The organism is Parafrigoribacterium mesophilum (assembly GCF_039652555.1).
Classification (GTDB): Bacteria; Actinomycetota; Actinomycetes; order Actinomycetales; family Microbacteriaceae; genus Parafrigoribacterium; species Parafrigoribacterium mesophilum.
This window is the reverse complement of record NZ_JBDJAF010000004.1, coordinates 11326-29606: the sequence shown is the minus strand read 5'-3', so window position 1 is coordinate 29606 and position 18281 is coordinate 11326. Positions and strand designations below refer to the sequence as shown.

Below are 18281 nucleotides of genomic sequence, written 5' to 3'. Positions count from 1 at the left end.
TGTGCCCGGCGCAACGGGAACATCTGACCGGAACGGGAACAATTACTCGTTTCGGGCCCGGCCATACAATTGGACAACACCACAACAAGGAGAGACATGGCAGATCGCGTCGTGCTGGCGTATTCCGGCGGACTGGACACCTCGGTGGGCATCGGCTGGCTCAAGGACGCGACCGGTAAAGAAGTCGTCGCCCTCTCCGTCGACGTCGGGCAGGGCGGCGAGGACATGAACGACATCCGCCAGCGTGCCCTCGCCTGCGGCGCGGTGGACGCCGTCGTGGTGGATGCGCGCGACGAGTTCGCCACCGACTACCTGATGCCGGCCCTGAAGGCCAACGCGATGTACCAGAAGCGATACCCGCTGGTCTCCGCCCTTTCCCGGCCGCTGATCGCCAAGTACCTCGCCGCCACCGCCGCCCGGCTGGGCGCCGACTCGGTCGCCCACGGCTGCACCGGCAAGGGCAACGACCAGGTGCGCTTCGAGGCCGCCGTCACCGCCCTGGCGCCCGAACTCACCTCCATCGCCCCGGTACGCGACCTGGCGCTCACCCGCGACAAGGCGATCGTCTACGCACACGAGCACAACCTGCCCATCCAGCAGTCCAAGAAGAGCCCGTACTCGATCGACAAGAACGTGTGGGGCCGTGCCGTGGAAACCGGCTTCCTGGAAGACCCGTGGAACGCGCCGATCGAGGACATCTACGAGTACACGCAGGACCCGGATGTCTACCGCGAGCCGGACGAGATCCTGATCAGCTTCGAGGCGGGCATCCCGGTCGCCATCGACGGCAATGCGATCACCCCGCTCGAGGCTGTCGAGCTGCTCAATACGCTCGCCGGTAAGCACGGCATCGGCCGCATCGACGTGGTGGAGGACCGGTTGGTGGGCATCAAGAGCCGCGAGGTATATGAGGCGCCCGCCGCGACGGCGCTGATCGCCGCCCACGAGGCGCTGGAAAGCCTCACCCTGGAACGGGACCTGAACCGGTACAAGCGCGGCGTCGAGGCAGAGTGGGCGAATCTGGTCTACGACGGCCTCTGGTTCTCCGGGCTCAAGCGCTCGCTCGACGTGTTCATCGACGACACGCAGAAGCACGTCACCGGCGACATCCGGCTCAAGCTGCAGGGCGGCCGCGCCACGGTCACCGGTCAGCGCAGCGCGCAGAGCCTGTACGACTTCGACCTGGCCACCTACGACACCGGCGACACCTTCGACCAGTCACTGTCCAAGGGGTTCATCGAGCTGTGGTCGCTGCCCAGCAAGATCTCCGCACGCCGCGACCTCGCGGCCGGCAAGTAGCGCGAGCCGGGAATGGCCCAGCCTAACGAGGGAGCCCCGCATGAGGGCACCACTCATGAGGGCACGCTCTGGGGCGGCCGCTTCGCCAGCGGCCCGTCTCCGGAACTGGCCCGCCTGAGCAAGTCCACCCAGTTCGACTGGCAACTCGCGCCGTATGACCTGGCCGGCTCCCGCGCCCACGCCGCAGCCCTCGCCGCCGCCGGCTATCTCACCGACGACGAGTTCACGGCGATGACGGATGCGCTGAACCGGCTGGGCGCCGACGTGGCCGACGGCAGCTTCGCCGCCACCGACGGCGACGAAGACGTGCACGGCGCCCTGGAACGCGGTCTGATCGAGCGGGCCGGACCCGAACTCGGCGGCAAGATCCGCGCCGGCCGCAGCCGCAACGACCAAATCGCCACCCTGATCCGGCTCTACCTCCTGGACCACGCCCGGGTGATCGCCCGAGCGGTGATCGACCTCGTTGAGGCGATCGACGCGCAGGCTGAGGCGCATCCGGATGCCGCGATGCCCGGCCGCACGCACCTGCAGCACGCCCAGCCGGTGCTGCTCTCTCACCATTTGCTCGCCCACGCCTGGCCGCTGGTGCGCGACCTCGAGCGGCTGCGCGACTGGAAGGCGCGCGCTGCTGCCTCGCCGTACGGCTCCGGAGCGCTCGCCGGCACCTCGCTCGCGCTGGACCAGGAACTGGTCGCCCGCGAGCTGGGTCTCACCAGCGTGAGCGAGAACTCCATCGACGCCACCTCCAGCCGGGACGTCGTCGCCGAGTTCGCCTTCATCGCAGCCCAGCTGGGCATCGACCTGTCCCGCTTCGCCGAGGAGATCATCCTCTTCAACACCCGCGAGTTCGGCTTCGTCACCCTCGACGACGGCTACTCGACCGGATCGTCGATCATGCCGCAGAAGAAGAACCCCGACATCGCCGAGCTCACCCGAGGCAAGTCCGGGCGGCTCATCGGCAACCTCACCGGCCTGCTGGCCACCCTCAAGGGGCTTCCGCTGGCGTACAACCGCGATCTCCAGGAAGACAAGGAGCCGGTGTTCGACGACGTCGAGCAGCTGGAAACGGTGCTGCCGGCCTTCACCGGAATGGTGCGCACCCTGCGTTTCGACACGGGGCGGATGGCGGAGTTGGCCCCCCAGGGCTTCACCCTCGCCACGGATGTCGCGGAGTGGCTCGTCACGCAGGGCGTTCCGTTCCGCTCGGCGCACGAGATCAGCGGCGCGCTCGTGCAATTCTGCGAGGCCCGCGGCCTGGGGCTCCACGAGCCCACCGACGAGCAGTATGCCGAGATTTCACCCCACCTCACCGGTCAGGTGCGCAGCGTGCTCACCGTCGCCGGATCGCTGGCGAGCCGCTCCGGGGTCTCCGGGACCGCTCCGGTCCGGGTCGCGCAGCAGCGAGACCGGCTGCAGCTGCGACTGGTCGCACTGCGGGCAACCCTGGGGTTGGCGTAGCGACTGTGCTGGATCGGACACGACTGCTGGGCCGTTCACTTGACGTCGCCCCGCTGCTGCTCGGCAGCGTGCTCACCTGCACCACGGAGGAAGGCTCCGTGTCGCTGCGGATCACCGAAATCGAGGCCTATCACGGGTCCGACGACCCCGGATCGCACGCGTTTCGGGGCAAGACCAAGCGCAACGCGGTGATGTTCGGCGAGCCAGGGCACCTGTACACCTACTTCACCTATGGCATGCACACCTGCGCCAACGTGGTCTGCTCGCCGGAGGGCACCGCATCCGGGCTGCTGTTGCGCGGCGGCGAGATCATCGACGGCCTGGAGCTGGCACGCAGCCGGAGACTGACAGCCAAGCGTGACGCCGATCTGGCTCGCGGGCCGGCCCGTCTCACTGTGGCCCTGGGGATCACGCTGGCCGACGGCGGCGCCGATCTGGCGACCAGCCACATCCGGTTGGACCTGTGCGGCGGCTCACTCCCGTTCGCGACAGGACCCAGAACCGGGCTGTCCGGCCCCGGCGGTGGCGACGATTTTCCGTGGCGCTACTGGTTGCCGGGGGAGCCGAGCGTCTCGCCGTACAAGCGGCACTCCGCCAAGAAGAGGGCTTGACGCCCCAGCCCGATCTGCGCAAGCTGAGGCTATGGCGTCGGTGGAACACTTCGAGATCCCCGCGGACGACATCGCCCGCGCGAAGACCTTCTACGGCAACGTGTTCGGTTTCGAGTTCGAGGACTGGGATGCCACCATCACGATGATCGGCGCCTCCGGCGGCGGGATCGGCGGCGACATCCACCGGCGTTCCACGGTGCCGCATCCGACGGTCGTCATCACCGTGGACGATCTTGACGACGCCCTGGAAGCAGTCATCACCGGCGGCGGAGAACAGGTCGGCGAGATCCAGATCCTCGACGAGGACAGCAGGTACGCCTACTTCAAAGACACCGAAGGCAACATCGTCGGCGTGTACGAGAACCGGCGCTGACCGGAACCCAGCACTGACCGGAACCCAGCACTGACCGGATCCTCCAGCTCAGAGCGAGAGCACGAGCGGCGCCGCACAGGCGCCGGCCCAGATCAAACTCACCATCGTGCCGATGATGAACCGCTCGCGGGCGGCGGAGTTCTCCAGCTCCGCAAACCGGCCGAGCCCTTTGATCGCCACGATCACCGCGATCGCCGCCGGCTGCCCCGCGAACGCGGAGCCCACCACCGCCAGCCGCTCCAGATATCCGATGGTCATACCGCCGCGGAGGATCTCACGTTCCACCGGGGCGACCCCCCTGACATCCACCATCACCACGCCGTGATTGCCCACCGGCACGGCGCCGCGGCTGGCGAACTCCAGCACCAGGGAGACCAGGGGGCTGCCGGCCACCAGCGCCAGCAGCAGCAAGCCGATGCCGGCGGCCACCAGGAAGCCCAGGCCCGGCGCGCTGTGTCCGGCGCCGAACACCGCCAACACGATCGCGACGGCCACCAGTCCCACCGCCGGCAGCGCGAGCCAGTGCCGACCCGGCCGGTTCGCCACCACGGCCACGGCCGCGGCCGCGTACAGCGCGAGCAGCAGCACCACCCACAGCACGATATTCATCCAGGGCATGATGCTGATCCTCCCCACGCTGCTGTCGCTACGGCGGCGCGCGACTTCAGCGTAGGGCACCGATCCGGATGCCCGAGGAACGACAGGCGTCTGGCACAACCGCACCGCGGCGCGGGTCAGGCGCGGGTCAGGCGCGGTCCAGCCGCTCCAGCAGTCGGGACAGCGGTCCGATCGCCGCGCGCTCGGCGCGTAGCCCCGCCGCGTTCGCGCGCTTGCTTGCGGCTTGCGGCGTGATGCCCAGCCGGGCCGCCGCGTCGACCTGCGTGCTGCCGTCGGCGTGAAGCAGGTCGTACAGTTCCCAGCCCTGCGCGCTGCGCCGGGCCCTGAGCATGAGCAGCAGGTCCACGAGCGCCTGTGCATCCGCGGCCCCATCGTGCGCGTGCTCGTGCGCGATCGCGAACCGGGTCGACCGTCGCTTCGCCCGGTCCACCGCCGTGCGGGCGGCGATGAACGCCCCGCCGGCCGATTCGCGCACCCCGGCCGGCAGCGGGTGATGCACCGAACCGACACCGACACCGATGCTCCAGCCGTGCTCGCGGTCCAACGCGAGGCACGCCTCCAGAGCGTCCGACCCCGCCGCGAACAACAGCTGCAGCTCGTCGCCGGCAGTGCGGTCTGCCGGAAGGGCCAGCCGATCCCCGAAGACGGCGCCCACCCGCCGCAGCGTGGCACCGACCCGGTCAGCGGTGGTGCGACTGCTCACCTGATCGGCCGTGATGACGAACATGGGCCTCCCTCGACAAGCTTGAATGCTTGATCTATCGGACATCAACCATACAAGCATGATCCAGGCAGATCAACCCTGCACGGATGAGAGCTCACGACGTTTTCGCGCTGCTAGCGTTGAATCCGTGTCGACGATCGAAACCGAAGCCCTCGCATCCCAGCACAACGATGATTCGTTCCCGGACGTGTGGGAGGAACTCCGCTGGCGGGGCCTCGTGCATGTGTCCACGGACCCGCAGGCGCTGAAGGCACTGCTGGCCGGGCCCCCGATCACCTATTACTGCGGATTCGACCCCACCGCGCCCAGCCTGCACCTGGGCAACCTCGTGCAGTTGCTGCTGCTGCGACGCCTGCAGCTGGCCGGGCATCGGCCGCTCGGCCTGGTCGGCGGCTCCACCGGCTTGATTGGCGACCCGCGGCCCACCGCGGAACGCACGCTCAACACCAAGGATGTCGTCGCCGAGTGGGTGGGGCGCCTGCAGGAGCAGGTGGCGAAATACCTCAGCTTCGAGGGCGACAACGCCGCCCGGCTGGTGAACAACCTGGACTGGACCGCGCCCCTGTCGGCGATCGACTTCCTGCGCGACATCGGCAAGCACTTCCGCGTCGGCACAATGCTGAAGAAGGATGCGGTGCGCGCCAGACTCGAATCCGACGAGGGCATCAGCTACACCGAATTCAGCTACCAGATCCTGCAGGGCATGGACTTCCTCGAGCTGTACCGCAGTTACGGCTGCCTACTCCAAACCGGCGGCAGCGACCAGTGGGGCAACCTCACCAGCGGCACCGATCTCATCCATAAGGCTGAGGGGGTGAGCGCCCACGCCATCGGCACCCCGCTCATCACCAACTCGGACGGAACGAAATTCGGCAAGAGCGAGGGCAACGCGGTGTGGCTCGACCCAGCGCTGACCAGCCCGTACGCGTTCTACCAGTTCTGGCTCAACACCGACGACGCGGATGTCTTGCAGCGACTGAAGATCTTCACCTTCCTCACCAGGGATCAGTTGGAGGAGCTGGCCGGATCGCTCGCCCTCGCGCCGCAACACCGACTCGCGCAGCGCACCCTGGCCGAGCAGGTGACCACCCTGGTGCACGGCGCCGCTGCCACGCACGCGGCCAAAGCGGCATCGGCGGCGCTGTTCGGGCAGGGTGACCTGTCGCAGGTGGATCCGGCCACCCTGGAGGCGGCATTGCGGGAACTGCCCAACACGACCGTGTCCCGTGGCGCCCCCATCGCACGCCTGCTCGTGGACACCGGCCTGTGCAGCAGTCTCGGTGCGGCCCGCAGAGCGATTAGCGGGGGAGGGATATACCTGGACAACGCCAAGGTGGCCGACGAGGCCGCAACGCTCGATTCTGAGGCAGTGAGCGGCACCATGGCGGTGCTGCGGCGCGGCCGCAAAACCTTGGCCGGCGTGTTCATCCACTAGGGCGTCGGAGCCCGGGATTTCGGGCCGACACGCCCGGGATGTGCCGTGATTTGCACGGCCTACCGGGCTCACGTAAAGTAATCACTTGTCACCCCAAAGGTGCGGAAGAGCGGATCTGCTCTCCGGCCTCAAGAGGGGACAACATCCCAGCCGAACGGCAATAGACCTCTTGTAGGGCTTTGTTCAGACGGGGTAGGATGGCAAGTCCCACTTGTACGAAGCGTCAGGCTCGCACACGGCAGCTTTTGAAGCTGCCGAACGCGGTTTGACAGCGTCACGACAAGTGGTAGGTTAGAGCAGTTGCCCCAAATCCGACTCGGAAGAGAACGATTTAGGCGCGCCCGATCCTTGAGAACTCAACAGCGTGCACAATGTCAAATGCCAAAAACCTCGTGGCGAGAAGCAATTCTCGTCGTGAGATTCCTTTGGGAAAAGATTAAACAACAAAGCAAGTCAGTAATGATTTGTTCTGTCAGTTTCAAACTTGCAACCTCGTCACCGATTCCCGGTGGCTGGTTGCACTAGATGTGCCACTCGTTCCCGCAAGGGAATGGATGTGCAATCAAACATTTACGGAGAGTTTGATCCTGGCTCAGGACGAACGCTGGCGGCGTGCTTAACACATGCAAGTCGAACGATGAAGGGGAGCTTGCTCCCTGGATTAGTGGCGAACGGGTGAGTAACACGTGAGTAACCTGCCCTTGACTCTGGGATAAGCACTGGAAACGGTGTCTAATACCGGATACGACCCTCGGAGGCATCTTCAGGGGGTGGAAAGAATTTCGGTCAAGGATGGACTCGCGGCCTATCAGCTAGTTGGTGAGGTAATGGCCCACCAAGGCGACGACGGGTAGCCGGCCTGAGAGGGTGACCGGCCACATTGGGACTGAGACACGGCCCAGACTCCTACGGGAGGCAGCAGTGGGGAATATTGCACAATGGGCGAAAGCCTGATGCAGCAACGCCGCGTGAGGGATGACGGCCTTCGGGTTGTAAACCTCTTTTAGTAGGGAAGAAGCGAAAGTGACGGTACCTGCAGAAAAAGCACCGGCTAACTACGTGCCAGCAGCCGCGGTAATACGTAGGGTGCAAGCGTTGTCCGGAATTATTGGGCGTAAAGAGCTCGTAGGCGGTTTGTCGCGTCTGCTGTGAAAACTGGGGGCTCAACCCCCAGCCTGCAGTGGGTACGGGCAGACTAGAGTGCGGTAGGGGAGATTGGAATTCCTGGTGTAGCGGTGGAATGCGCAGATATCAGGAGGAACACCGATGGCGAAGGCAGATCTCTGGGCCGTAACTGACGCTGAGGAGCGAAAGCATGGGGAGCGAACAGGATTAGATACCCTGGTAGTCCATGCCGTAAACGTTGGGAACTAGATGTAGGGTCCATTCCACGGATTCTGTGTCGCAGCTAACGCATTAAGTTCCCCGCCTGGGGAGTACGGCCGCAAGGCTAAAACTCAAAGGAATTGACGGGGGCCCGCACAAGCGGCGGAGCATGCGGATTAATTCGATGCAACGCGAAGAACCTTACCAAGGCTTGACATATACCGGAAAGATGCAGAAATGTGTCCCCCGCAAGGTCGGTATACAGGTGGTGCATGGTTGTCGTCAGCTCGTGTCGTGAGATGTTGGGTTAAGTCCCGCAACGAGCGCAACCCTCGTTCTATGTTGCCAGCACGTAATGGTGGGAACTCATAGGAGACCGCCGGGGTCAACTCGGAGGAAGGTGGGGATGACGTCAAATCATCATGCCCCTTATGTCTTGGGCTTCACGCATGCTACAATGGCCGGTACAAAGGGCTGCAATACCGCAAGGTGGAGCGAATCCCAAAAAGCCGGTCTCAGTTCGGATTGAGGTCTGCAACTCGACCTCATGAAGTCGGAGTCGCTAGTAATCGCAGATCAGCAACGCTGCGGTGAATACGTTCCCGGGCCTTGTACACACCGCCCGTCAAGTCATGAAAGTCGGTAACACCCGAAGCCAGTGGCCCAACCGCAAGGAGGGAGCTGTCGAAGGTGGGATCGGTAATTAGGACTAAGTCGTAACAAGGTAGCCGTACCGGAAGGTGCGGCTGGATCACCTCCTTTCTAAGGAGCATCTGACAACTTCGGTTGTCCAGAGCCACTTCGAAGACATATGTTCTTCGGTGGTCAGCTCATGGGTGGAACATTGACATTGTGATCAGGCAAGGATCTTGCCTCCCAGTACGTCACCCTCGGGTGACTGGAAAAGAGTCTGGCTCTGACTCTGGTCTTCTGCACGCTGTTGGGTCCTGAGGGACCGGGCCTCACCGCCGCTTGAAAGAGTGAGGTGGGAAACGAAACTCAGGACCTTTTCCCCACTGCCCGATGGGCAGCCGGAGAAGGTACCGCCCGTATTTTGAGAACTACACAGTGGACGCGAGCATCTTAGACACTCGCAACAAGACAGAACCGAATCTTCGGATGAGGATCTGCTGCGTTGCGTTGATGTCTTCATAAAAGATCTAGCAAATGCGTTGTTTATTCAACGCGAATGCTGGTTCTTTGTGTAATTTTGTCAATCAAGTTTCTAAGTGCAAACGGTGGATGCCTTGGCATCTGGAGCCGAAGAAGGACGTATAAATCTGCGATAAGCCTCGGGGAGCTGATAATAGAGCTTTGATCCGAGGATCTCCGAATGGGGAAACCCCGCTGGGCGTAGCAATACGACCCAGTGACTCCCGCCTGAATATATAGGGCGGGTAGAGGGAACGTGGGGAAGTGAAACATCTCAGTACCCACAGGAAGAGAAAGCAAAAGCGATTCCGTTAGTAGTGGCGAGCGAAACCGGAAGAGGCCAAACCGATCATGTGTGATAGCCGGCAGGCGTTGCATGGTCGGGGTTGCGGGACTTTTCAGCAGTTACTGCCGTACTGCAAGAGCATCGAGCGTCACATAGACGAATGGCATTGAAAGGCCAGTCATAGAGGGTGCCAACCCCGTAGTCGAAATGTGTCGTTCACTCGAGAAGTATCCCAAGTAGCACGGGGCCCGAGAAATCCCGTGTGAATCTGTCAGGACCACCTGATAAGCCTAAATACTCCCAGATGACCGATAGCGGACAAGTACCGTGAGGGAAAGGTGAAAAGTACCCCGGGAGGGGAGTGAAATAGTACCTGAAACCGTTTGCATACAAACCGTTGGAGCCTCCATAGCAGGGGTGACAGCGTGCCTTTTGAAGAATGAGCCTGCGAGTTAGTGATCAGTGGCGAGGTTAACCCGAGTGGGGAAGCCGTAGCGAAAGCGAGTCTTAATAGGGCGTCATAGTCGCTGGTTCTAGACCCGAAGCGAAGTGATCTATCCATGGCCAGGTTGAAGCGCGTGTAAGAGCGCGTGGAGGACCGAACCCACTTCAGTTGAAAATGGAGGGGATGAGCTGTGGATAGGGGTGAAAGGCCAATCAAACTTCGTGATAGCTGGTTCTCTCCGAAATGCATTTAGGTGCAGCGTTGCGTGTTTCTTGCCGGAGGTAGAGCTACTGGATAGCTAATGGGCCCTAAAAGGTTACTGACGTTAGCCAAACTCCGAATGCCGGTAAGTGAGAGCGCAGCAGTGAGACGGTGGGGGATAAGCTTCATCGTCGAGAGGGAAACAACCCAGACTACCAACTAAGGTCCCCAAGCGTGTGCTAAGTGGGAAAGGATGTGGAGTTGCAGAGACAACCAGGAGGTTGGCTTAGAAGCAGCCACCCTTGAAAGAGTGCGTAATAGCTCACTGGTCAAGTGATTCCGCGCCGACAATGTAACGGGGCTCAAGCACACCACCGAAGTTGTAGCATTCGCGTAATAGTCAGGCGTCCGCAAGGGTGTCCAGACGCGCGGATGGGTAGGAGAGCGTCGTGTGGCGAGTGAAGCGGCGGTGTAAACCAGCCGTGGACGCCACACGAGTGAGAATGCAGGCATGAGTAGCGAAAGACGGGTGAGAAACCCGTCCTCCGAAAGAACAAGGGTTCCAGGGCCAGGCTAATCCGCCCTGGGTAAGTCGGGACCTAAGACGAGGCCGACAGGCGTAGTCGATGGACAACGGGTTGATATTCCCGTACTGACGAAAAACCGCCCAAACTAATCCAGTAGTGCTAAGAGTCCTAATCCGGCTGACCGATCCCTTCGGGGTGAGGCGGCCGGCCTAACGCTCGACCCCGTTCTGGTGCGGTTAGCGTATTAACAGGTGTGACGCAGGAAGGTAGCTGAGCCGGGCGATGGTTGTCCCGGTGTAAGTGTGTAAGCCGGGGGATAGGCAAATCCGTTCCCCATCAAGGCCCAGGCACGATGCGTAGCCCGCAAGGGCGAAATCAGTGATCCTATGCTGCCGAGAAAAGCATCGACGCGAGGTTTTAGTCACCCGTACCCCAAACCGACTCAGGTGTTCAGGTAGAGAATACTAAGGAGATCGAGAGAATCGTGGTTAAGGAACTCGGCAAAATGCCCCCGTAACTTCGGGAGAAGGGGGGCCGGAGGTGTGAAGGGACGTTCTCTTTCGAGAGGGCATTGGCTCCCGGAGCACCATATGGCCGCAGAGACCAGTGGGAAGCGACTGTTTACTAAAAACACAGGTCCGTGCCAAGTCGCAAGACGATGTATACGGACTGACGCCTGCCCGGTGCTGGAAGGTTAAGAGGAACGGTTAGCCGCAAGGCGAAGCTGAGAATTTAAGCCCCAGTAAACGGCGGTGGTAACTATAACCATCCTAAGGTAGCGAAATTCCTTGTCGGGTAAGTTCCGACCTGCACGAATGGCGTAACGACTTCCCAGCTGTCTCAACCGCGAACTCGGCGAAATTGCACTACGAGTAAAGATGCTCGTTACGCGCAGAAGGACGGAAAGACCCCGTGACCTTTACTACAGCTTGGTATTGGTGTTCGGTGTGGCTTGTGTAGGATAGGTGGGAGACTGTGAAGCTGGCACGCTAGTGTCGGTGGAGTCATTGTTGAAATACCACTCTGGTCACTCTGGATATCTAACTTCGATCCGTAATCCGGATCAGGGACAGTGCCTGGTGGGTAGTTTAACTGGGGCGGTTGCCTCCTAAAGAGTAACGGAGGCGCCCAAAGGTTCCCTCAACCTGGTTGGCAATCAGGTGTCGAGTGTAAGTGCACAAGGGAGCTTGACTGTGAGACTGACAAGTCGAGCAGGGACGAAAGTCGGGACTAGTGATCCGGCAGTGGCTTGTGGAAGCGCTGTCGCTCAACGGATAAAAGGTACCTCGGGGATAACAGGCTGATCTTGCCCAAGAGTCCATATCGACGGCATGGTTTGGCACCTCGATGTCGGCTCGTCGCATCCTGGGGCTGGAGTAGGTCCCAAGGGTTGGGCTGTTCGCCCATTAAAGCGGTACGCGAGCTGGGTTTAGAACGTCGTGAGACAGTTCGGTCCCTATCCTCTGCGCGCGCAGGAAATTTGAGAAGATCTATCCCTAGTACGAGAGGACCGGGATGGACGAACCTCTGGTGTGTCAGTTGTTCCGCCAGGAGCACCGCTGATTAGCTACGTTCGGAATGGATAACCGCTGAAAGCATCTAAGCGGGAAGCCAGCTTCAAGATGAGATTTCCATCCCTTCGGGGGAGAGGCTCCCAGCTAGACTACTGGGTTGATAGGCAGGACGTGGAAGCGAGGACTAAAGACTCGTGCAGCTGACCTGTACTAATAAGCCGATAACTTGATAACACAATTAAATGTGCTTGCGTCCACTTTGTGGTTCCCGATTTACGGTCGGGAACTGCGACTCCGCTCCGGCGATCCGGTGATTGAGCTTGTCGAAATCACCAGACACGGACGGTCCGCGAACTGATTCATAAATCAATAGTGTTTCGGCGGCCATAGCGAGAGGGAAACGCCCGGTCCCATTCCGAACCCGGAAGCTAAGACTCTCTGCGCCGATGGTACTGCAAGGGTGACCTTGTGGGAGAGTAGGACACCGCCGGACTTCTTCGTGAAATGGCCACCCGCAAGGGTGGCCATTTTCCGTTAACCGCACTCCGCTGGTCGAGCTTGTCGAGACCCGCTGAGCTCGCCGAAGCGAAGACCCCAATTCACATCTAGGAGCACCGTGGCCGAACCCTCAGATCGTCCCCGGCGGCCGGGCGGCAAGCCCGGAGCCCGCCGGCCAGACACCGGGCGGCCCAAGCGCGGTGCTCCGAACGAAAAACGACTGTGGACCAGCGGCGGAAAGCCCGCCCGCGGCGACCGCAACGCTCGGTATCCGGAGCCGCCGGAGGACCAAGACCCGTACGGCATCAAATCTGTCCGCACCCGGCACAACGATCCGGAGCTCCCCGACGACGTGCAGGCCAAGGACCTGGACCGTGTCGCGCGCGCCCAACTGAGAACGCTGAGCAAGGAGAATGCCGAGGAGGTCGCCCGGCACATGGCCATGGCGGCCCGCCTCATCGACGAGGATCCGCAGCTCGCGCACCGGCACGCCGTGTCGGCCGCCCGCCGGGCCGGCCGCATCGCCGTCGTGCGCGAGACCCTCGCCATCACCTCCTATTCGATCGGCGACTTTGCGCTGGCGTTGCGCGAGCTGCGCACTTATCGGCGTATCTCGGGCAACGACGACCAACTGCCGATGATGGTCGACAGCGAACGCGGACTGGGACGGCCGGAGAAAGCGCTCGAACTGGCCCGGTCGGTGCCGCGGGAATCTCTTCCGGTTCCGGTGCGGGTCGAGCTGGCCATTGCGATGTCCGGCGCCCGGCTCGATCTGGGCCAGACCGAGGCCGCGCTGGCCGAACTGCACATCCCCGAACTGGACCCGGACACCGCGTACTCCTATAGTCCTGCGCTGTTCGACGCCTACGCGACAGTGCTCGAGGACCTGGGCAGAACCGACGAGGCCGAGCAGTGGTACGAACGCTCCGATCGCGCCGCCGCCGCGCTGCGCAGCGACGATCAGACAGAGGCGGAAGAGGAGACGATCGAGATTGCCGAAGAGGATGTTCCGCTCGAGGAAGACGGAGAACACGACGACCACGGGCACTGAACCGGGCACCGAACCCGATCGGACGCCGCTCGACGGCGTCGATCTGCTGCTTGCCGACCTCGATGGTGTCGTTTATCGTGGCCCGGTTGCGATCCCGCACGCCGTGGAGAGCCTCAACGCGGCCGCCCGCGATCGCCGCGTGGCCTACATCACCAACAACGCGTCACGCACCAGCGCCTCCGTGGCGCAGCACCTGACCAGTCTCGGGCTGAGCGTTGCGGCCGAGGACGTGGTCACCTCCCCGCAGGCGGCGGTACGACTGCTCGCCGGTCTCGTACCCGCCGGATCCACGGTTCTCGTGGTCGGCGGCGAGGGGCTGCGCGACGAACTGCACAAGGCCGGCTTCACGGCCACCGATTCCGCACACGACCAGCCGGCCGCCGTCATCCAGGGGTTCGCTCCGGAGCTGGGTTGGAAACAACTGGCCGAAGCCGCCTTCGCGCTGCAGGCGGGCGGCGCCGAACTGCCCTGGGTCGCCACCAACACCGACTGGACGCTGCCCACCGAACGCGGAATCGCCCCCGGCAATGGAACTCTGGTCTCCGCGGTGCACACCGCCGTCGGCAGGCTCCCGGTGCTGGCCGGAAAGCCCGAAGCGGCCATTTTCCAGGAGGCCGTATCCCGGTTCGGCGGCGCGAAGCCGTTGTTCCTCGGCGACCGGCTGGACACCGACATCCTCGGCGCCAACCGCGCCGGCCTCGACTCGGCCATGGTGCTCACCGGTGTCGACCATGCCAAGCAGCTGCTGGCCGCCGACGCCGCGTCGCGGCCCACCTACCTGCTCGACGACCTGCGGCAGCTCAGTGAACCGTATCCGCGCATTCGCACTCACCAGGACCCGGCCAGCGGTGAGCGTCGCATTATGGTGGGCGACGCCGTGATCACGGTCGCCGGAAACGTGATCACGGTCACCGAGGTCGGTTCGCGCAGCATCGACCTGCTGCGGGCCGGATGTGCGGCCGTCTGGGGCAGCGGCATGCCGATCTACGCTCTGGAGGTTCCACCGCGGCTGTACGAGTGACCGGTACCCTGAGAACTTGATGCAGCAGACGCGGTGCAGGGGAAAGGGGACGCGATGACGGAACTTGGGGCCACCGATCCCGACAACGGCGACGGAGTCGACGCCGGCGAAGCCGACGCGCTGATTTCACGGCTGCGGGTGATCGAGGCACAACCGCTGGCCGATCGTGCCGCCGCGTTCAGCCAGCTCTACGACACCCTGCAATCGGTGCTCGGCGGCGGCAGCGGTGGTGGTGGCGACGGCGCGGGACGCTGACTCCGAGCATCCGGACGCGCTGCTGCGCCTGGACGCCGCCCTCGCCGGCCGCGGACTGGCCCGCTCCCGCACCCACGCCGCGCGGCTCATCGCCGACGGAGCCGTGACCGTGGACGGCGTCGTGGCCGGTAAGCCGTCGCTGAAGGTGCACGCCGACCAGGTGATCGCCATCATCGCCGCCGACCACTACGTCAGCCGAGCCGCCCACAAGCTGATCGCCGCCCTCGACGCGTTCCCGGTCGAGGTCACCGGCCGGCTCGCTCTGGACGTTGGCGCCTCCACCGGCGGTTTCACCCAGGTGCTGCTGGAACGCGGCGCCCGAGCCGTGATCGCCCTCGACGTCGGCCACGGCCAGCTGTCGCCTCACCTCGCCGACGACCCCAGGGTCAGCGTCATCGAAGGGTTCAACGCGCGCGAGTTGACCGCGGCCGGTCTCGCGGCGGCGGCGGGCACCGCGGAGCTGCCCGACCTGGCCGTCGCCGACCTGTCCTTCATCTCGCTGCGCACCGTGCTGCCCGCCGTGGTGGCCACGCTCGGCACCGGAGCCGACTACCTCGTGCTCATCAAACCGCAGTTCGAAGTGGGCCGCACCGGCATCCGCGAAGGCATCGTGCGAGATCCGGCGCTGCGGGAAGAAGCGGTGAACGACGTGCTCTGGACCGCCTGGGACCTCGGTCTGCCGATCGGCGGCCTCGTGCCATCCCCGCTGGTCGGTACCAGGGGAAACCACGAATATCTGGTCTGGCTGAACGCCACACACGGCAGCAATCCGACACAATGGAGAGACCGCGTGCATTCCTGTGCGGGGACCGACCGAGCCTGAAGGAGGCAACGTGACCCAGCCCACCCGGCACATCCTCGTCGTCTCCCACACCGGCCGGCAAGCCTCGGTCAACGCCGCGGAGGACGTCTGCCGTCAACTGCTCATGGAAGGCGTCACCCCCGTCGTGCAGGTCGACGAGCGCGCCGCCATCCTCGTGCAGGCCCCCGACCTGACCTCCATCGCCACCTTCGGGGTCGACGTCGGAGTGCACGACGTCGAACTGGTCATCGTGCTCGGCGGCGACGGCACCATCCTGCGGGCGGCCGAACTGGCCCGCGGCTCTTCCGCACCGCTGCTGGGGATCAACCTCGGCCACGTCGGATTCCTCGCCGAAAGCGAGCGCGACGACCTCGCCGCGAGCGTGAAACGCGCGCTGGCCCGCGACTACCAGGTCGAGGAGCGGATGACCCTGTCGGTGCGGGTCAAGGTCGACTCCGAGGTGGTCTACGAAACCTGGGCGCTCAACGAAGCCACCGTGGAGAAGGCGTCGCGGGAGCGGATGCTCGAGGTCGTCATCGAAGTCGACGCCCGCCCGGTCTCCTCGTTCGGCTGCGACGGGGTCGTCATGTCCACGCCGACCGGATCCACCGCTTACTCCTTCTCGGCCGGCGGCCCGATCGTCTGGCCGGCCGTGGACGCCATGCTGCTCGTGCCGCTGAGCCCACATGCCTTGTTCGGTCGTTCCCTCGTGGTCGGGCCGCAATCGGTGCTCGCCGTCGAAGTGCTCGACCGCACCCAGGGCACAGGCGTGCTCTGGTGCGACGGCCGCCGCACCCACGACCTGCCGCGCGGCGCCCGCGTGATCGTGCGCCGCTCCCCGGTACCGGTGCGGCTGGCCAGGCTGCACCCCGGCCCGTTCTCCGAGCGGCTGGTGCGCAAGTTCGCCCTGCCGGTCAACGGATGGCGCGGCCCCGCCGATGATGAGACCGCCGACGCGTGATCGAGGAGATCTCGATCCGCAACCTCGGCGTGATCGCGGAGGCCACCCTCCCGCTCGGTGCGGGATTCACCGCCGTGACCGGCGAGACCGGTGCAGGCAAGACCATGGTGGTCACCGCGCTCGGCCTGCTCCTCGGTGACCGTGCCGACAGTTCCGTGTTGCGGGCCGGCAGCGGTGCGGCGGTGGTCGAGGGACAGTGGCAGGTCGATGCTGACGGCATCGCGGCCACGAGGGCGCAGGATGCTGGGGGAGAGCTCGACCCGATCGACGCCCGGACGGCGTCGCTGATCCTGGGGCGCACCATCTCGCCGGACGGCCGTAGTCGCGCCATTGTCGGCGGGCGCAGCGCCCCCGTCGGAGTACTCGCCGAACTGGGCGAACACCTCGTGGTGGTGCACGGCCAATCCGACCAGGTGCGGCTGCGCTCCGCCGGCGCGCAGCGTGACGCCCTGGACCGGTTCGCCGGACCGGACTTGGCCGCGGTGCTGCGCGAGTACCGTGGCGCGTTGGCGGAGTGGACCACGGCCAAGGATGAACTGGATGCCTTGGTGGCCGCCAGCGATCAGCGCGCCCAGGAAGCGGAGCAACTGCGCGCAGACATGGCCGAGATCGAGGCCGCCGCCCCGCGGCGGGGCGAAGACACCGAACTGAGCGAACAGGCCGAACGGCTCGGCAACCTGGAAGATCTCCGGCTCGCCGCCGCGACGGCACGCGAGTCACTTTCCGCCGAGGCGATCGACGGCGGCTTCGACGTGCTCGGGCTGCTCGACGGGGCGAAACGCCAGCTGGATCGGGCCGCCGAGCACGACCCGGCGCTCGCCGACATCGCCGCCGCGCTCGCCGAGACCGCCATCCTCGCCTCGGACATTGCCGGCCGACTCTCGAGCTATCTGAGCGAACTGGATGTGGATGGCGGCCGCGATCTGGAAGCCGTGCAGGAGCGGCGGGCGGAGCTTGGCGCTCTGGTGCGCAAATACGGACCGACCCTCGACGACACCATCGACCGACTGGAGACCGGCAGCGACCGGTTGCTCGAACTGGACAATGACACCGATCGCCGGGAGCAGTTGCGCGTCGCGGTCGACGAGCACGGCATCCGGGTCGCCGACCTCGCGGGCGAGCTCACCCGGCTGCGCACCGCCGCGGCCGCCGAGCTGGCCGAACGGGTCAGCGCCGAGCTGTCCGCGCTGGCCATGCCCGACGCGAAGCTGTCGGTCGAGATCAGCGACGCCGAAGACTACACGCAGTCGGGCCGGGATCAGGTGGCGATCCTGCTGCAGCCCCACGCCGGCGCCGAACCCAGGCCACTGGCGCGTGGCGCCTCGGGCGGCGAGCTGTCCCGGGTGATGCTCGCCATCGAGGTGGTCATCGCGGCCAGCGACCCGGTGCCCACCTTCGTGTTCGACGAGGTGGATGCCGGCGTCGGCGGCGCCTCCGCGATCGAGGTCGGCCGCCGGCTGGCCCGGCTGGCCGCATCCGCTCAGGTGATCGTGGTCACCCACCTCGCCCAGGTCGCCGCGTTCGCCACCAATCACCTGCGGGTGGTGAAGGATCGCTCCGGGGAGGTCACCGCCAGCAGTGTGCAGCAGCTGAGCGGTGAGGAGCGCATCGCCGAGATGGCCAGACTGCTTTCCGGACTGCCCGACTCCGCCAGCGGCCTCGCCCACGCCCGCGAACTCCTGGACACCGCCCGCGCCCTCACCCCCTGAGGCCTAGCCCCG

The 18281-nt window shown here is 64.4% G+C and carries 13 protein-coding genes and 3 rRNA genes; 14 read left to right on the top strand and 2 right to left on the bottom strand.

Going from position 1 to position 18281, the window contains the following annotated elements; translation table 11 throughout:
- The first annotated feature begins 96 nt into the window (after positions 1–96).
- Genes ABFX56_RS13255 through ABFX56_RS13240 form a run of 4 tightly spaced genes read left to right on the top strand, consistent with a single transcriptional unit; the run spans position 97 to position 3744 of the window.
- Positions 97–1299 (top strand): argininosuccinate synthase, encoded by a 1203-nt coding sequence (locus ABFX56_RS13255; protein ID WP_346233822.1) that lies wholly within the window; start codon positions 97–99, stop codon positions 1297–1299.
- A 12-nt stretch (positions 1300–1311) separates the two neighbouring features.
- Positions 1312–2760, top strand: coding sequence for an argininosuccinate lyase (argH, locus tag ABFX56_RS13250; RefSeq protein WP_346233821.1), 1449 nt, complete (start codon positions 1312–1314; stop codon positions 2758–2760).
- A gap of 5 nt (positions 2761–2765) precedes the next feature.
- Positions 2766–3371 (top strand): DNA-3-methyladenine glycosylase, encoded by a 606-nt coding sequence (locus ABFX56_RS13245; protein WP_346233820.1) that lies wholly within the window; start codon positions 2766–2768, stop codon positions 3369–3371.
- A gap of 31 nt (positions 3372–3402) precedes the next feature.
- Complete coding sequence (locus tag ABFX56_RS13240; RefSeq protein ID WP_346233819.1) at positions 3403–3744, top strand: VOC family protein; 342 nt, start codon at positions 3403–3405, stop codon at positions 3742–3744.
- Positions 3745–3792: 48 nt separating this feature from the next.
- On the opposite strand, the gene ABFX56_RS13235 is transcribed toward ABFX56_RS13240, so the two are convergent.
- On the bottom strand, positions 3793–4362 hold the full coding sequence (locus ABFX56_RS13235) for a hypothetical protein (RefSeq protein ID WP_346233818.1): 570 nt from the start codon (positions 4360–4362) through the stop codon (positions 3793–3795).
- Between the two features lie 127 nt (positions 4363–4489).
- Positions 4490–5089, bottom strand: a complete 600-nt coding sequence (locus ABFX56_RS13230; protein WP_346233817.1) for a DNA-binding protein — start codon at positions 5087–5089, stop codon at positions 4490–4492.
- A gap of 124 nt (positions 5090–5213) precedes the next feature.
- Here ABFX56_RS13230 and tyrS point away from each other — a divergent pair, with 124 nt between their 5' ends.
- From tyrS to recN, 10 genes are all read left to right on the top strand, one after another.
- On the top strand, positions 5214–6521 hold the full coding sequence (gene tyrS, locus ABFX56_RS13225) for a tyrosine--tRNA ligase (protein WP_346233816.1): 1308 nt from the start codon (positions 5214–5216) through the stop codon (positions 6519–6521).
- A gap of 569 nt (positions 6522–7090) precedes the next feature.
- Positions 7091–8609 (top strand): 16S ribosomal RNA (locus ABFX56_RS13220).
- Positions 8610–9062: 453 nt separating this feature from the next.
- Positions 9063–12206: ribosomal RNA gene (locus tag ABFX56_RS13215) — 23S ribosomal RNA — on the top strand.
- Between the two features lie 142 nt (positions 12207–12348).
- Positions 12349–12465: ribosomal RNA gene (gene rrf / locus ABFX56_RS13210) — 5S ribosomal RNA — on the top strand.
- The 16S, 23S and 5S rRNA genes sit together here, the layout of an rRNA operon.
- A gap of 123 nt (positions 12466–12588) precedes the next feature.
- A complete protein-coding gene (locus ABFX56_RS13205) occupies positions 12589–13521 on the top strand; it encodes a tetratricopeptide repeat protein (RefSeq protein WP_346233815.1) in 933 nt (310 codons plus the stop codon).
- Positions 13475–14542, top strand: a complete 1068-nt coding sequence (locus ABFX56_RS13200; protein ID WP_346233814.1) for an HAD-IIA family hydrolase — start codon at positions 13475–13477, stop codon at positions 14540–14542. Before ABFX56_RS13205 ends, ABFX56_RS13200 begins: the two co-directional genes overlap by 47 nt.
- A 54-nt stretch (positions 14543–14596) precedes the next feature.
- Complete coding sequence (locus ABFX56_RS13195; RefSeq protein WP_346233813.1) at positions 14597–14797, top strand: hypothetical protein; 201 nt, start codon at positions 14597–14599, stop codon at positions 14795–14797.
- A complete protein-coding gene (locus tag ABFX56_RS13190; protein WP_346233812.1) occupies positions 14769–15620 on the top strand; it encodes a TlyA family RNA methyltransferase in 852 nt (283 codons plus the stop codon). Before ABFX56_RS13195 ends, ABFX56_RS13190 begins: the two co-directional genes overlap by 29 nt.
- Before the next feature lie 10 nt (positions 15621–15630).
- Positions 15631–16560 (top strand): NAD kinase, encoded by a 930-nt coding sequence (locus ABFX56_RS13185; protein WP_346233811.1) that lies wholly within the window; start codon positions 15631–15633, stop codon positions 16558–16560.
- Positions 16557–18269 (top strand): DNA repair protein RecN, encoded by a 1713-nt coding sequence (gene recN, locus ABFX56_RS13180; RefSeq protein ID WP_346233810.1) that lies wholly within the window; start codon positions 16557–16559, stop codon positions 18267–18269. Before ABFX56_RS13185 ends, recN begins: the two co-directional genes overlap by 4 nt.
- Positions 18270–18281: the final 12 nt, after the last annotated feature.

Coding starts and splice junctions, on each gene's coding strand:
- ABFX56_RS13255 (WP_346233822.1), top strand. CDS start 97: ATGGCAGATCGCGTCGTGCTGGCGTATTCCGGCGGACTGGACACCTCG.
- argH (WP_346233821.1), top strand. CDS start 1,312: ATGGCCCAGCCTAACGAGGGAGCCCCGCATGAGGGCACCACTCATGAG.
- ABFX56_RS13240 (WP_346233819.1), top strand. CDS start 3,403: ATGGCGTCGGTGGAACACTTCGAGATCCCCGCGGACGACATCGCCCGC.
- ABFX56_RS13235 (WP_346233818.1), bottom strand. CDS start 4,362: ATGCCCTGGATGAATATCGTGCTGTGGGTGGTGCTGCTGCTCGCGCTG.
- ABFX56_RS13230 (WP_346233817.1), bottom strand. CDS start 5,089: ATGTTCGTCATCACGGCCGATCAGGTGAGCAGTCGCACCACCGCTGAC.
- ABFX56_RS13200 (WP_346233814.1), top strand. CDS start 13,475: ATGTTCCGCTCGAGGAAGACGGAGAACACGACGACCACGGGCACTGAA.
- ABFX56_RS13195 (WP_346233813.1), top strand. CDS start 14,597: ATGACGGAACTTGGGGCCACCGATCCCGACAACGGCGACGGAGTCGAC.